The organism is Haloarcula japonica DSM 6131 (assembly GCF_000336635.1).
In the GTDB taxonomy this organism is placed as follows: domain Archaea; phylum Halobacteriota; class Halobacteria; order Halobacteriales; family Haloarculaceae; genus Haloarcula; species Haloarcula japonica.
This window is the reverse complement of sequence record NZ_AOLY01000018.1, coordinates 30,872-44,234: the sequence shown is the minus strand read 5'-3', so window position 1 is coordinate 44,234 and position 13,363 is coordinate 30,872. Positions and strand designations below refer to the sequence as shown.

At 53.2% G+C, this 13,363-nt stretch carries 11 protein-coding genes and 4 pseudogenes; 8 read left to right on the top strand and 7 right to left on the bottom strand.

Annotation, left to right across the window (positions count from 1 at the left end):
- Nucleotides 1-217: 217 nt before the first annotated feature.
- Nucleotides 218-511: a hypothetical protein gene (locus tag C444_RS22675; RefSeq protein ID WP_004592100.1), complete on the bottom strand. Its 294-nt coding sequence runs from the start codon at nucleotides 509-511 to the stop codon at nucleotides 218-220.
- On the opposite strand from C444_RS22675, the gene C444_RS22670 reads away from it, so the two are divergent.
- Nucleotides 510-776 (top strand): hypothetical protein, encoded by a 267-nt coding sequence (locus C444_RS22670; protein ID WP_239641270.1) that lies wholly within the window; start codon nucleotides 510-512, stop codon nucleotides 774-776. The two genes, C444_RS22675 and C444_RS22670, sit on opposite strands and share 2 nt — an antisense overlap.
- A 218-nt stretch (nucleotides 777-994) precedes the next feature.
- Nucleotides 995-1,402 carry a DUF7475 family protein gene (locus C444_RS07760; RefSeq protein WP_049909275.1) on the top strand — a complete coding sequence of 136 codons (408 nt, stop codon included), beginning with the start codon at nucleotides 995-997 and terminating at the stop codon, nucleotides 1,400-1,402.
- A 46-nt stretch (nucleotides 1,403-1,448) separates the two neighbouring features.
- Here the strand turns inward: C444_RS07760 and C444_RS22665 are convergent, their stop codons facing one another.
- The 3 genes from C444_RS22665 to C444_RS07750 all read right to left on the bottom strand — a co-directional run bounded on the left by C444_RS22665 (nucleotide 1,449) and on the right by C444_RS07750 (nucleotide 3,547).
- On the bottom strand, nucleotides 1,449-1,610 hold the full coding sequence (locus C444_RS22665) for a GntR family transcriptional regulator (RefSeq protein WP_229775378.1): 162 nt from the start codon (nucleotides 1,608-1,610) through the stop codon (nucleotides 1,449-1,451).
- 531 nt (nucleotides 1,611-2,141) lie between these two features.
- Nucleotides 2,142-3,284 (bottom strand): ATP-binding protein, encoded by a 1,143-nt coding sequence (locus C444_RS07755; protein WP_152420784.1) that lies wholly within the window; start codon nucleotides 3,282-3,284, stop codon nucleotides 2,142-2,144.
- A gap of 2 nt (nucleotides 3,285-3,286) precedes the next feature.
- A complete protein-coding gene (locus C444_RS07750) occupies nucleotides 3,287-3,547 on the bottom strand; it encodes a hypothetical protein (protein ID WP_004592094.1) in 261 nt (86 codons plus the stop codon).
- A 313-nt stretch (nucleotides 3,548-3,860) separates the two neighbouring features.
- On the opposite strand from C444_RS07750, the gene C444_RS21720 reads away from it, so the two are divergent.
- The 3 genes from C444_RS21720 to C444_RS21060 all read left to right on the top strand — a co-directional run bounded on the left by C444_RS21720 (nucleotide 3,861) and on the right by C444_RS21060 (nucleotide 7,884).
- Nucleotides 3,861-5,957 carry a hypothetical protein gene (locus C444_RS21720; protein ID WP_152420783.1) on the top strand — a complete coding sequence of 699 codons (2,097 nt, stop codon included), beginning with the start codon at nucleotides 3,861-3,863 and terminating at the stop codon, nucleotides 5,955-5,957.
- A 479-nt stretch (nucleotides 5,958-6,436) separates the two neighbouring features.
- Complete coding sequence (locus C444_RS07745) at nucleotides 6,437-6,940, top strand: hypothetical protein (RefSeq protein WP_004592091.1); 504 nt, start codon at nucleotides 6,437-6,439, stop codon at nucleotides 6,938-6,940.
- Between the two features lie 521 nt (nucleotides 6,941-7,461).
- Nucleotides 7,462-7,884, top strand: a complete 423-nt coding sequence (locus tag C444_RS21060; protein WP_004592089.1) for a TRAM domain-containing protein — start codon at nucleotides 7,462-7,464, stop codon at nucleotides 7,882-7,884.
- 119 nt (nucleotides 7,885-8,003) lie between these two features.
- Here the strand turns inward: C444_RS21060 and C444_RS23035 are convergent.
- Nucleotides 8,004-8,173 (bottom strand): annotated as a pseudogene (locus C444_RS23035) (RNA-guided endonuclease TnpB family protein); the annotation flags it as partial.
- 731 nt (nucleotides 8,174-8,904) lie between these two features.
- Nucleotides 8,905-9,539: pseudogene (locus C444_RS07735) on the bottom strand (IS6 family transposase).
- A gap of 356 nt (nucleotides 9,540-9,895) precedes the next feature.
- Between C444_RS07735 and C444_RS22660 the strand changes: the two are divergent.
- Nucleotides 9,896-10,174 (top strand): annotated as a pseudogene (locus C444_RS22660) (IS1595 family transposase); the annotation flags it as partial.
- 25 nt (nucleotides 10,175-10,199) lie between these two features.
- Nucleotides 10,200-10,921, top strand: a pseudogene (locus C444_RS07730) (site-specific integrase); the annotation flags it as partial.
- Between the two features lie 406 nt (nucleotides 10,922-11,327).
- On the opposite strand, the gene C444_RS07720 reads toward C444_RS07730, so the two are convergent.
- Nucleotides 11,328-12,539: an HD domain-containing protein gene (locus C444_RS07720; protein WP_004592082.1), complete on the bottom strand. Its 1,212-nt coding sequence runs from the start codon at nucleotides 12,537-12,539 to the stop codon at nucleotides 11,328-11,330.
- Between the two features lie 139 nt (nucleotides 12,540-12,678).
- On the opposite strand from C444_RS07720, the gene dcd reads away from it, so the two are divergent.
- Nucleotides 12,679-13,299 (top strand): dCTP deaminase, encoded by a 621-nt coding sequence (gene dcd, locus C444_RS07715; protein ID WP_004592080.1) that lies wholly within the window; start codon nucleotides 12,679-12,681, stop codon nucleotides 13,297-13,299.
- Nucleotides 13,300-13,363: the final 64 nt, after the last annotated feature.

The window sequence follows — 13,363 nt, the reverse complement described above, 5'->3', positions numbered from 1 at the left end:
ACGGTGTGTCGGGCCGCGATGGGAAATGCCGGGCATGCGCTGGTCGAAATCTGGAAGCATTGCCCCACCAACGACGACACCCCACCGGCGAAAGCCATCTCGAGAGTGCCGACGACAATCAGTACTACGACGAGCGGTACATAACAGATCAATGCACCGTAGTGTCCTATTCGATGCATATCAGTATCTCAGCCCCTGCCCAGATTCTTGATCTGTATTACTCATCCGTGTCTGATGAACGAAACCGCTCGGGTGGGTAGAAGACAACATGAACCGCGCTCCCAATCGCGTACCACGACTTCGGGAGTATCGAGATCCCTAGTCCCCATTCGGAAGCAAACTGGAAGAGGTCGAACCACTGGTTGTACGGCGGAGCGTCGGAATCGAAGCGCTCGATATTACTCGGGTAGACATGCATCCCATACAGCGCCGGCTCGCCGTTCTCGTCAAGCCACAGCGTCGAATGATCGTCAGCTGGCGGACTGTGTGGCGGCCGATTCGGAGTGTCCATGAGTGGGCCGGCAATCCTCGCCTGTGATCAGCCGACTGATGCACGGCTTCTCCGCTGGTCCAACGAGACCGAACGCATCAATGAACGCCTGCCGCTGGTACTCGCCCATAATAGCGCCGAGCGCTCGCCAGATGTCACGCCATGCCGGGTCGTCTGGGTCGTGGCCAAGGTAGGCGTCAACGGCGTCGGCCAACTGGTCGTATTCAGGCCACGATGTGACTGGTGGGTTCGGACCGATGGACGGAGAGTCATCGCTCATCGCTGATCAGAGATTCGCCTTGTAACACCAAGTGCTTCGGGTTCTTCCGGTACCGGCCCAGGGATAGCCACAGTAGCGTTCGCCGTCGACGCGAGCATGTCGGCATTGTGGACCAGCTCAGCAAGCGGGCTACTCATCTACAGTGATTCTGTTATTACACCCGATTCCCATCCTGTAGGATACTACACATGGATTTAACAGATAGCGCGACCGAGCCAGCAGATATGGCTGCACAGTCAACTGCAGGTCAGGACTCGCTTTTCAACCTCCCGTCGCATCCAGTCGGATACCTTGCAATTGTGGCCGCGCTTGCGACTGCTGGTATCCACTTGGTACTTGGGCCACGTGTCATGGGATTCAGTCAGACGCTGGGCATTCTGTTCATCCTGAACGGGCTTGGATTCCTCGGCGGACTCGTACTGTACAGCAGCCGCTACTGGCGGCCTGAACTGTTCTTAGTCGCTGCAGGATATGCCCTTGTCACTATCCTCGCGCTATTCGTATTTCAAGGATTCAGCCTTGATGCGTTCTATATGCAAGGCAGTCTGAACCCGCTGGCTGTTGGGTCAAAAGCTGCCGAAGCCGTCCTCGCCCTCTGTGCTGTCTATCTCTACACAGCGTCTAGTCCATGAGCCCGCCGCCGCAGGGATAGTCTATACAGACTATCGACACTCGTAACTACTCTAGCGCCCGCTGCAAGCCGTCTCGCATCCCGGTCAAGACCTTGCGCCCGTCCTCAGTGACTGAGTACATCTCACGTCGCTTGGTCGGCCCTGAGGCTTCGACCAAGCCTTCTGCTTCCAGTTCTGAGAGCGTGCGCCGCACGTGGCAGTCGCTCACGTCAACCGCTTCCTGTGCGGCTCATGCGATCAGGTTCCGCCAAGCGTCGCCGCCATACATGGCGACCAACAGTAGGCACGTCTGTGCGACTGGCGTGAGCTCCTGATACGCAACTCGTCTCCCCGGTCGTCTTCGTCAGTGTGGGCTGTCATTCACTCACCGCCGTTGTACGTATAGTCCACCTGAAGTGCTGAACCAGAAACTGGAGGCTGCCCCGAAGCAAATTGAGGGGTGTAATCAACACTGCTCGACGCCTCCGACTCGTCGAAAGCTTTCAGATTTTCGAGTATTGTTTGCGACCAGCCAGCGGCGCATGCTCGCGTCGCATAATGCGTCCACCCACACGGGGGGTACTCATGTCTTTGGAATTCCGCGCGCGCGAAAAATTCGCCGATCGCCGCGAAATCGGTGCGGGGACCGGTCTCCGGCAGTCCGACCCCCTGGGTTTGTCTCTGAAAACTGAAACATTACAACCGACCCACGAGGACGTCGACGTCGATCGTCAACGACTGGGCCACGGGGTCGGGCCGATCATGCCGACGCACCCCCCGCCACCGTAGCTCGGTCCGAATCGCTCTCGGAGAGGTAGACTTTCAGGTCGCCGTGGATCGGCTTCGAGATCTCCGGCCATGTGATCGGCGGCCAGGTGAATGCCTGCTCATTGTAGAGAACGGCCTCGCCGATATCAAGATCCGAGGTGACATCTTCCTCCATCCTGACGGACTCGAATCCTTTCGGTGCCGACCCGCCGTGTGGATTCGCAGTGCCGTTCATCGCGACGCGCCAGCGAATCCGGTCGGTCCAGAGATTGTGTAGGTGCTTGTCCTTGTGATCGAAGAACAGGCCGATGATCCCGTTCTTCCGAAAGTCCTCTACGGCAGTCCCAGCAAGTTGGACTTTCTGCAGTGTCGCGTACTTGTCCTTCGAGACGCCCTCACGGGCGAGCGACGCAACCTCGTCACAGATCCAGGTCGTCCAGTCGAACGGGCCGCGTTCGACGAGTGATAGCGCCCAGCCGAACCACCAGTGATCGACCGGGTCTCCATGCTGGAACTCGACGCCGTCGATGACTTTGTCGCTCTCTTCGTAGACCCACTGACAGCCTCGCATTTTCGCGTCAGGGTAGACGACGTGGAACACGCCGTCCTGCAGGACGTTGAGATTCAGGTCCATGATATCACTGTAGTGCGTAACCTTCCGGACGACATCCTTGAGCGGGACCTCTTTGCCCATCGAGTTCCGGTTCCCGCCCTTCGGAACGACACGGGCGGTCGCCTCGTACCCCTTGGGGAGACACACGTGTGCGACAGGCGCGTATGGAAGCCACTCCGACCGCGAGCCTGTCGCAGCTCGCCAGACGACCCGGGAGTTGTTGACCTCCATGTCGATCTGCGCTGCCCGCAGTGCGAGTGTCGTTTTCCCGGAATTCGGCGGCCCGGTAGCGAACCACTCGACGCCACCGCTGGGCTGGTTCCGGCCGCCGTCCCACGTGTGGTCCCAAAACGCCGGGACGAGACTATCCTCGTCGAACTGGTCAGGATCGAACTTCGGCATGCCGTGGATGCGCCGCAGGTGACGGCCGTCAGAATGACATCGAGCGTCACCCTGCCACTGTTCGCTTCCGTAGTGCGGTTCCACAAATCCCAGGTCCTGTGGATCATGCAGCTCAGGCATGGTCACATCGTCCTCGCTGGATCGTGTTCGCCGTTCTTGTCCTCACGGTGTTCGTCAGCCTCTCCAGCCCATCGTTCGACCGCGCGGTTGTACGCGGGCAGGATGTACGTCGCGGCCCACAGCTCTCGCTCGCGGGCGTACTTCTCCGCATCACGGAGCAACACGCGTTGGGCGCTGGGCCGATCGTGGATTTTCCAGTCGAAGTCCGGTTCGACCTTGTAGAGCTCACCGAGCGTGCCCCGATCGAGTACGTGAATGTACAAAATCCGGCAATAGTGAGGATATAGAGGGAAAATAGATAAGAATAAATGCGATTGGCACCTGATGCAGATACATACTTAGCCAGCGATTTGTTTCTATGCCAACGCCATACACTGGACTGACAAGATAGGTAACAAGTGGATCAGCGACGCCATGGAGAAACAAACCCAATAGTCCGAGATGCCAAAACCGGCGAACACGAGGGTCCGAAACGTGTTCGCGCCAAGTAGATGGCACAATTTGGTCGAAGTCTGTCACTGAAATATACATTTAGTGTGTCCAAACACATATATTCCTTTAGTTGTGAAGTGAGATATGATATTTTTGGAGGATACACGCGCCCAATCGGTACAAATCGGCGCAGTTCTCCTGTTCGGGATTCTAGTAATCTCATTTAGCCTTCATCAAGCCGTTATTGTACCAAATCAGAACCGCGATGTCGAGTTTAACCACTTCACCACGGCCCAGAACGAAATGGAGATACTCCGGAACGAGATTCTTAATGCTGGCCAAGATGGTGACGCCTCGCAGGCCCCGGTTCAACTCGGAACAAGCTATCCTCCTCGAATGATTGCGGCACAGCCACAACGATCTTCAGGATCACTGCGAGTGAGGTCGATAGGTGGGGACAGCAAAGCGTTCGAATTACAGGAGGGAGGCACACCATCAACACAAGAGCTCTGCGGGCTTGATTCAGTGACAACAGGGGCGGCGACTTACCAACCAAATTATAATTATCTTGACTCTGTAAAGAATATCACTTACGAGAATACAGTTACCTATACCAATGGCCGGTCAGAGAGTCGGTCATTTCAGACTGACCAACAACTCGTTCAGAACACAACGGTCCACCTCTACCCGCTTGTCGGTGAGTCCGATCAGGGAGGAAGTAGCGTAGCTTCAGTTACGGTGGAAGGAAATGAAACCGGATTCAAATCCGTCTCCGGGTCGTTCAGTCTCGTTGTACCAACACGGCTGTCAGCTACCGAGTGGGAGCAGTTGCTGAGTGAGCAGACGCATGTGAGTGGTGTTGAATCAGTCAGTGGGCAGGCGGTGAAAATCAACTTCGATAACTCAGATTATAATCTTAAGTGCTCTCCGGTTGGTGTTGGAGAAAGACCCGACAATAATCCAGCATACGTCAAAAATAACGACGGCAATCAAAACGGAGGGGGAACAGCGTATAATATCTCGTGGGTTGATACAAGACTGGTTCCAGGTCCGACAGAGCCCAGCGAGGTTTGTCCACAGTTTCCCTGTAATGTGACTCTGAGAGCATCAACCGATCCAACGCAGATTGGCGCGCCGGTCGGATTTGGGTCGGGTGATGGAAACATCGCGACAGTACAGGAACGACTGAACGTAACAGGCCGAGCTGGTGCCTCCCAAACAAATGTAACGTTCAATCGAGCAGTAGGAAATACAACGCTCTGGACACAGAGTGGTGGCGCAAAGGATTCACTAGTGGTCTCGACACCCTCTTCAGCGGACTTTGAATCAGGCCTCGGAGAATATAGCAAATTTGGGTCATTTGAGGGCAATGATGCGGACAAGCGGGATAATACACAGCAGTCAAACAGCGGTGAATGGGCAGTGCTGCTTGATGGGGGAAGCGACGGTGGAATCAAAACTACGGGATATGATACGACCGGTGGCGAGTCAGTTATCATTCAGTATTGGGTTGTGAACAGTGACCGAGGAACTCCCGACGGCAATGGTCAGTTAGTGGCTGAATATCTGTCCAAGGACGGTAATTGGGTGGAAGCCGACAGCAAACTACAGGAACGCCCTCAGGGATCGGACTCTGCAGAGATTCGAACAGTGCGACTCGGAGAGGCAGCAATTCATGATAATTTCGGGCTCCGGTTCAAACAGGTAGACGCCGACAACCCGAATGATGAGTGGCTCATTGATGATCCCACGATCACTGTGCTGGGCACAAAAGTCGCCCCAGGTGCGGCGGATATGGGAGGCGGCGGAGACAGTGGTGGCGGTCCGCCTGGATTCTCTAGTCTTAGTGCTACAAATGTACCCTCTTCGACAGTATTTGGGTCACAAACATTTACTTTTACACTCAATAAGTCGCTAGCAAATGGCGAGACTGTAACAATTAATTTCGACGAAGCACAGGGACTGAAGGGAGGCGGAAACGAATTCCCGGATCCGGCAGATTATAGATCCGCAGAGATCAGCGACTTTTTTTCAAGCCTCAGTGATGGAACCGCAACAATCGCTGCAACTGAAGGAACAGTGAGAATTACATATCAGGCAAACCAAGACATTTCAACTGGAACAACAATCGAAATAGTCGTGTATGATGTCGACACAGAGGGCCAATCTACCGATACGGTTTCAGCAACTTTCAGTCGGAGCGACGGGACAACAGGGTTAACGACATTCTCAGTCGATTGACTGTCTATCTACAGAGTTCGATGTTTGGATTTCACTTCTAACATACCTCTGTCGCTGTGTCGTGGACGGTGAGGCGGTGGCACAGCCGATACCGTCGAAACGGATATGAGCACGTGGCAGCAACGTTCTGTGGTAACAGAGCGTTAACCGGCAAAATAATGCCAGTCTCTCTTTGTTGGCTAGCTATCTCCCACTCCGCTCTCTAACTGTCATTTATTGCTAGGTTGCCACCCTGAAACGACTACTCGGTAAGCATGCGAACTATTCAAAAGAATTCCCCCGAATATTCGTCCCGAGCCCAGTACCCGGGTTCTGACTGGCGTCCAATTCGTTCTCGCGACGGCGCTGTCGACAGTCTCAGCCGTAGCGTGGATGGGCGGTGAGGATATCAAGGATATCCGAGCACCTACCCAGCAGTACCAGTAAAACCACACAACGCCGGCGGTACTGTTATATAAGAATACTATTTACACAGCAGTATGCCGATAGATCTGGATTCTGATGCATGGAAAGATGCCACCACGTATGATCCACTTGAGACAGAAATCAACTCCTTATTCCGGGATCACCAAGATCAGGCATTATCCATTACTGAGATCGAATCACACCTCCACGAGAACCACGCGCATTTGTTCCCAGCCGATCTCGTCGGAAAAGATGCTGTTGACGGAGCCAAAGCCGCTCGCCAGTCTATAGTCGCAACCCTGCTTGAGCGGATGTACTGGCGTTCCAAGGTTACGTTCCGGCGTGTGTCTCCCGAAGACGAGGCAGATGCTGGGTTATACTTTACATCCGACGGCACAGGTATATTCCCGATCGCAGAAATTGACGAGGTGAAAGACCCGGACCCAGATTCGCCTTTCGGAACACTTTCTGGCCGGTTTCGAGAGGTCGAGGACGAGATTAACGAAGAGGTGTCCGACCTAGAGGAGCGGGTAGACTGGCTGGAATTCCGCGTTCGCGAAGAACTCGGTGCGTACTAAGAAGCTGATATACACGTGGCGACGCAGAGAATAGTGCTTAGATATTCTCACCCGGTTTCCTGCTGTTCAGACTCTTGGCTAATGACAGCATTTCCACTCTTTCGGCCCCTCAAACGGACACTCTACCGACTATCAACTTGTGCGTCGGCTTCCCCAGTCACTAAGCGAGACACCCACACACTGATAGGATGATCCCAGCGAGCGCAAGCAGACTGAGCGCGTCGCGGCGTCATGATGCTATCCAGCGGCACTAACTGTTACCAGAACCGACGGACAGGGGAGGGGACGAGCAGTGAGCGTTCGGCCGTGGGCTTCGCATTGGCTCTTACTGGGTGAGATCTGGCCTCGACACGCCGCCGTTACAGTCGGCGTCGGTCTGTATCAGAGGCATGGACCGACAGAACGGAGCAATCAGTACGAGAAGCGTCGCCCGAAGCAGACAAGCGGTTCGGTGCGCCGAAGTGATCATAGACAATAGAGTCAAATACCGCTAGCTAGGTACATTACATACAATACGACTGATGGATATTCCGTCTCAACTACACTGTCTGTTTGCTGGCACTGTGGAAGAACACGATGACTCGTATGTAATTGAAGTACCCAAGCAAGAGCTACAGGCTGGTTCTCTGCAGGCTAATGCAATGTATCGCGTCGCACTGCTTTCACATCCGACTGAGACCGAGTCTCAACAAAGTGAGACAGAACCCCGGAGAAAACGTGGGTCACAGGAGCCACAGACGCCGCCAGTTGCGGAAGGCGAACAACGTACCGTCGACATCGAGAGTCTCGGCGACCAGGGCGATGGACTCGCGCGTGTTGAGCGAGGGTTCGTAGTGATTGTTCCCGATACTGAGATTGGGGAGCGTGTTACTGTGGAGATTTCCGACGTTAGAGCAAACGTTGCCTTCGCTGAGGTTATTGCACGGGTACGCGACGACGAATGACATCCTCCGCACCGTGAACGGCGCGGCTTCCCGGCATGGGAATACCAGCTAAGTTTCGCTGTTGCTGGCAGAGGGTTCCCAACTCGTGGAAGGCCGAGAGGGTCATCTGCGAGGGGTTTCTCGCTCGCCTCCCGGTGAGTCGTGGCGCTGTCACAGGCGCTCCTATCCCGTGAAATGTCTCGCCTGCGAGTTTCAGCGGCAGTCTCTCACCTCACGGGTCGTGGCGGTCAGCGATGTTGACCGCCGCATTGATGTCTGCGTGATACTCCGATACCCAACACTCGTCACTCACGGGAAGGGGGAATTCTCTCGCTGAAGCAAAATAGCTATCCCATTGAAACAAGCTAAGGTTACAGCATGGAGGTTTCACAGTCACCGCGCGCTGTCTCTTCAGTTGTTTCAACTATTTTGTAGGTAGCAATTGCTGTGATCCTTGGAGCGACAATTCCCATCTTTGCTCTGGGAGTGACTGATGATCTAAACGATGCTGGCCCGGTGGTCGGACAATCTACTGCGGAATTTATTGGCGATAGGAAGGGTGCAGACAATCAAATCATCTGATTTACACATATCGCTGGCGACTCAGTTGCAGTATCTGAAATGGAAATCGTTGTCAGGGCATGTGGGAAGACAACTAGACTCATTAATTTGCCTGCTCCGACGACGGGGACCGCGTCAACGCCGACGTATTTCCCGTTCGATGAGGTGAATTTCCAGGGCAACCAGAACCTGCTTAGTGAGGGAACGGTCGGTTAATCTTGGGATGTAGGCGTTCTGCACGAAGACACGACAAACACGTTTGCTGCTGGCTCGTCCTTCGAGCTTCGAATAACTAATGGCGCGTGTTCACTGGATGTTGGCGAGACTGTTGACATCATGGTCGTCCATTCGCCCACAAATACGGTGATGATCTATACAGAACTGACCGCTCAATAGGCTGCTGAAAAACGGGTACGAACGTGGGATTCCGGGCAGCTGATTTGCAACTGATATAGGTTGTAGCTATTCTACCCGTAGTGTTTAGTTAGTGACATTGTGCCAGCGAGCGAAACTCTGCAACCAGTTTTCGGCGGTTTCCAGGTCGACATGACTGAAGAAGTTCGAAAACGACGAGGTTCGACGCGTCAGCTCTCGAAAGATCCGTTCGACGGCGTTCCGATTTCCGTGGCGACACATCTGAAATCGGAGTCCAGTTCGTTGCAGTGCAGTTTGGAGGTGTTGAGCGCCATCGACGAGAAAGACAGCAGTTTCGACATCGTGTTTGTGCCGAAGTTCGCGTAGGAAAATTTCTGTGAGGGTGGTCGTAGTCGTCGCAAACAACCGGAGGTGAAGCAAGTCGTTCGACTGTGGATTGGTAACGGCGTACAGCCAGAATTGCTGATCGTTGATACGAATCACAGTTTCGTCGAGCGTAATCTGATTCGGAGATTTCCCGGATTCTGGCTGTGGCTCGGCTTTCCGAACCCAATCGTGGACAGCTTTGCGACTGCGTTGGACACCCAGTGAATCGAGTAATTCGACGGTATTCAACAGCGATAATCCTGCAACGTGCGATTGAATACCAAACGCCATCGCTGACTCGGGTGTCCGCTCGCGCTCCACAAATCCAAATCAATCCACTCTCTACATCCGCTGAGGCGGGCGATTTCTGCCATGAACCAGCAAGAAATTCTCCCGCCTCATTTTTCACGCTTAACTAAATACGACCCTCGACAGGGGCACAAGTGTATCTGCAGGGAGACAACGTAGCGAATACGTCTCTAGCAGTCGAGGAGAAGTAGTCGATTTTATCGCTCTTATGTAGAACTCTATAAAGACCCTATAGTATACTGAGATAACCATCATATAGGAGGGTGTCATAGAACAGTTGGCATGGTTTTTTGATACCGGCCGAGAGAACCGCTGTTGCTACTTCTGAATAGCGGCGATAATATCCATCTCTCAGACAGCGGTTTTCCGGGAGCTACTGAAGTGTGTGAATCGTTCTATGACACCCTGATGATATAGGGGTATGTCTTCTGCTCAGTCGGCGTTCGGCGCGATGTTTCGCGAGCGGATTGATGGGTATCGTCGAGATAGACACTGAGCCGCTCGATGTGGGTATCGAGCGGCGACTCAAGGAATTCTGTGAAATAGATCCTGCCATGGATACGGACAAACTCCGCTCAAATGTGGCGGCATCTCGACCGCGTTCCACTGCCGTGACTGTAACCTCAGGCCGGCCTACACCTACGAAACCTGTTTCACGCGAAGCAACGTCCTGTGGGAGGTGCTTCTAGCGTTCACGCTCATGCAGACACGCAATGCTCAGTATCAAGCAGCGAGCACGCTACGCGGCGCTGAAGGTGGCTCGTGACCGGGCTCTGGTGTTCGTCCTCGAGTACACGGCTGTCCGGTCGGGGAACTTCTCCGAGACTCGAATGATCCGCGCCGGCGCGGAGTCCGCTGGGAGGACCTCTCCCTTGACGACGGGAGTATGGACGTCTACCGGAAGAAGCAGCAGTGGGACGCCGCGAGCCTCCCCGACCCGGTAATCTCGCCGCTGCGAAGCTATCGCCAGCTGATGGACCCACCGACGGAGCGATGGCCGGTGTTTCCGACGTTCGACCAACGGACGCTTGCAGAACTTGTACGGGAGGAGTTAGCCGACCGGGGAGAGCAATCGGAGACAATTGACAAGCGACGTGTTGAGTACGCTCGCGATCTCCTACTGGCACTCGATGAGGACACACGACCGCAGTCGATTATGACGGATGGCGCCCGATCCATTCTCCAGCGACTCTCGGAGGCCGCGAAGATCGCCATCGACCACCCGAAACACGACTATTTAGCACCGCACGGCGGTCGACGTGGAATGGGGGAGGTTCTTGTTCGCGCGTTCGGGTACACAGTCGCGGCCCGATACCTGGATAATTCCGAGGATATGGTGCGGGAGCGGTATTCGCATATCGAGGCAGGTGAACTAGGTGATGTGGCGACGGAAGCTCTTGACCGGGTTGATAATTCAGGGCAGAATTTTGAAACAAAAGAAATGTAAGGCGGGCCCAGAATGTTATAAAGAACGACGATTTGGGTCTAGTATGTTTGACCAGGAGAACCCAACTATTCAGCGACAATTAGTCTTTGAATCCCTCTTTAGTGAGCTTAGTCAGTTCCGTAGAGGTGTCCATATAGACAAAATGGCCCAAGCTCTTCTCAAAGAGGAAACAGACCGAAAACATCTTGTAGGGATATTGCGGGGCGGAGAAAAAGCAGTATTCTATCAGGAGGATCGTAGAGAAATTGTCGCGATCCCATTTAATAAACACGGAACGCAGAATCGTTTTGCAGAGTCTCTGTGGCGACAAAAGACTTCTGAGACTGTGTGGGAACACAAAATCAGGCAGCGACTGGTGTGGCTTCACCCCCGGTATCGTTGAGGCAGCAGTTGCAATTCTCCAGATTTAGACTAATGAATTACTATCTCCTTCACGTTCTTTGACGTACCTTCCATTGATCTTGATGTCCAGTATGTCGTCTGCGACTTCTCTGACAGCAGATATACTGGATTCTTCAGTATAAATCCCCAAGCGCCGTTGATTCTTGACAGCCCCTTCTAATGCTCCGATGATCTGTGACTGTTCCCGAAGGAGAGTGACTTCCCCATTTTTTTCTATCTGTGTCTCTGATTCTGGGAGCCCCATTTTGTGGGGGATGTCTATCAATACTGTCTCCGGATTAATACCAGCAGCTTGAGCTATTTCTCGCTCAAATTGGATTATCTCTTGGTAACTAAAACCTCTAAGACTTTCTGGAATTGCGTCTGTTTCAAGCCATACAGCTCGCTTGAACAGATTCCGGTTGTCCAAGCGTGTAGCCATTTTGGAGGTTTCTGGATGGCTCCGGAGAGTTGTTATAAGATCATAGTCATCAATCCTCCTCAGGTCTTTTGGTGCAAGTTCGTTCGCCTTGATGAGGCGCTCTGTTGCTCGGAGGAGCATTAATTCCGCAATCCGTGCGGTATGGTGATGATAGACTGTTGGATCCATTAGGGCACGGGCGGTCAGGACATTCTCTGCAACCTGTATATTTCCTTCTTTGATCACTAGCTGTGAATCTATAAACGTTAATGACCGTATCAGCTGTTCGTGGTCAATCGTTCCGTAGGGAACACCTGTGTGATGGGCATCGCGAGCAAGATAGTCCATACGGTCAACATCAAGATCCCCAGCAATCAGCTGCCCGTATTTTTCATTTCCGCCAACTAATTCTGAGATATATTCAAAATTAATCCCGTGATTTTCAAGAATCTCACGAGCTTGGCTATTGGAAAGTAGATTATAAATATCGTCGTGATCTTTACCGAGATGCCTCTCGAATACCGGCTCGGTGACATGGCTGAAAGGCCCGTGACCGGTATCGTGTAATATGGCGGCAGCCCGAAGACACTCTGCGTGATTCTCGTCGAGATCTAAATGTTTCGCTACTTCATCTGCAAGGTAATATACGCCCAAACTGTGTTCGAATCGAGAATGGTTGGCGGAGGGATATACAAGGGAGGCAGTTCCCAGTTGTCTGACCCGTCTTAGTCGCTGTACAATAGGTGTATCGAGGAGATCGGCTGCGACACCGCTAACATCAATATGATCATGGATCGCGTCCTTTATTGTGAACATGCTATGGATAGTGTCTACAGGCTCTGCTGTTATTAAACGCGTGGGCCGAAAGAACCGAATCCAACTGCCGTTTTGGCCTACTACCTACGCCCAGAGGTAGGCAACTTTATGAGTGTGCGCCCAATCGAATTGGACAACAATGATGCTCTCCGATGTCGATATCAAAAACAGGCTAGAGGACGGAGATCTGGTAATCGAACCGCTGGCTGATCCTGATCTCCAGATTCAACCGGCAACGGTGGATGTCCGTCTCGGTCAGAAGTTCCGAACTTTTAATAACGGTAATATATCGTGTGTGGACCCGACGGTTGATGAAATGCCGGAAAAATACACCACGGAAGTTGATATTGAGGAGGATGGTGAGTTCATCCTTCACGCGGGTGAGTTTGTGCTTGGGACGCTAAGGGAACGAGTTGAGATCCCGCGCGATCTCGTTGCTCACTTGAATGGGCGGTCCTCTATGGGTCGTCTGGGCGTGGTTGTCCATGCGACAGCCGGCGTCGTCGACCCCGGTTTTAAAGGGGAACTTACACTTGAGCTTTCTAATCTAGGCAATTCCCCGGTTGCCCTGCACCCTGATATGCGTATTGCACAACTGAGTTTCCAGAAGCTCCAAACACCCGCTGAGCGCCCGTATGGTCACGGCCGAGAGTCCAAATATCAAAATCAGTTGGGCCCACAGGCGACAAGGCTTCAGAATGACCCTGAATTTATTGAAGAAGAAACAGACTCCACGCCTGATGATACTGATGGGTTCTAATTAAATCGTCTCGATTATCAGATTGTCCCCAAGAGCGGTGACCTCTCAAGGTAGAAAAGACAGG

Bases quoted from the DNA above. Each gene is read 5' to 3' on its own strand.
- C444_RS07755 (WP_152420784.1), bottom strand. From the start codon at position 3,284: ATGCCTGAGCTGCATGATCCACAGGACCTGGGATTTGTGGAACCGCAC.
- C444_RS22670 (WP_239641270.1), top strand. From the start codon at position 510: ATGAGTGGGCCGGCAATCCTCGCCTGTGATCAGCCGACTGATGCACGG.
- C444_RS07760 (WP_049909275.1), top strand. From the start codon at position 995: ATGGCTGCACAGTCAACTGCAGGTCAGGACTCGCTTTTCAACCTCCCG.
- C444_RS21060 (WP_004592089.1), top strand. From the start codon at position 7,462: ATGGATATTCCGTCTCAACTACACTGTCTGTTTGCTGGCACTGTGGAA.
- C444_RS22675 (WP_004592100.1), bottom strand. From the start codon at position 511: ATGGACACTCCGAATCGGCCGCCACACAGTCCGCCAGCTGACGATCAT.
- C444_RS21720 (WP_152420783.1), top strand. From the start codon at position 3,861: ATGATATTTTTGGAGGATACACGCGCCCAATCGGTACAAATCGGCGCA.
- C444_RS07720 (WP_004592082.1), bottom strand. From the start codon at position 12,539: ATGTTCACAATAAAGGACGCGATCCATGATCATATTGATGTTAGCGGT.
- C444_RS07745 (WP_004592091.1), top strand. From the start codon at position 6,437: ATGCCGATAGATCTGGATTCTGATGCATGGAAAGATGCCACCACGTAT.
- dcd (WP_004592080.1), top strand. From the start codon at position 12,679: ATGATGCTCTCCGATGTCGATATCAAAAACAGGCTAGAGGACGGAGAT.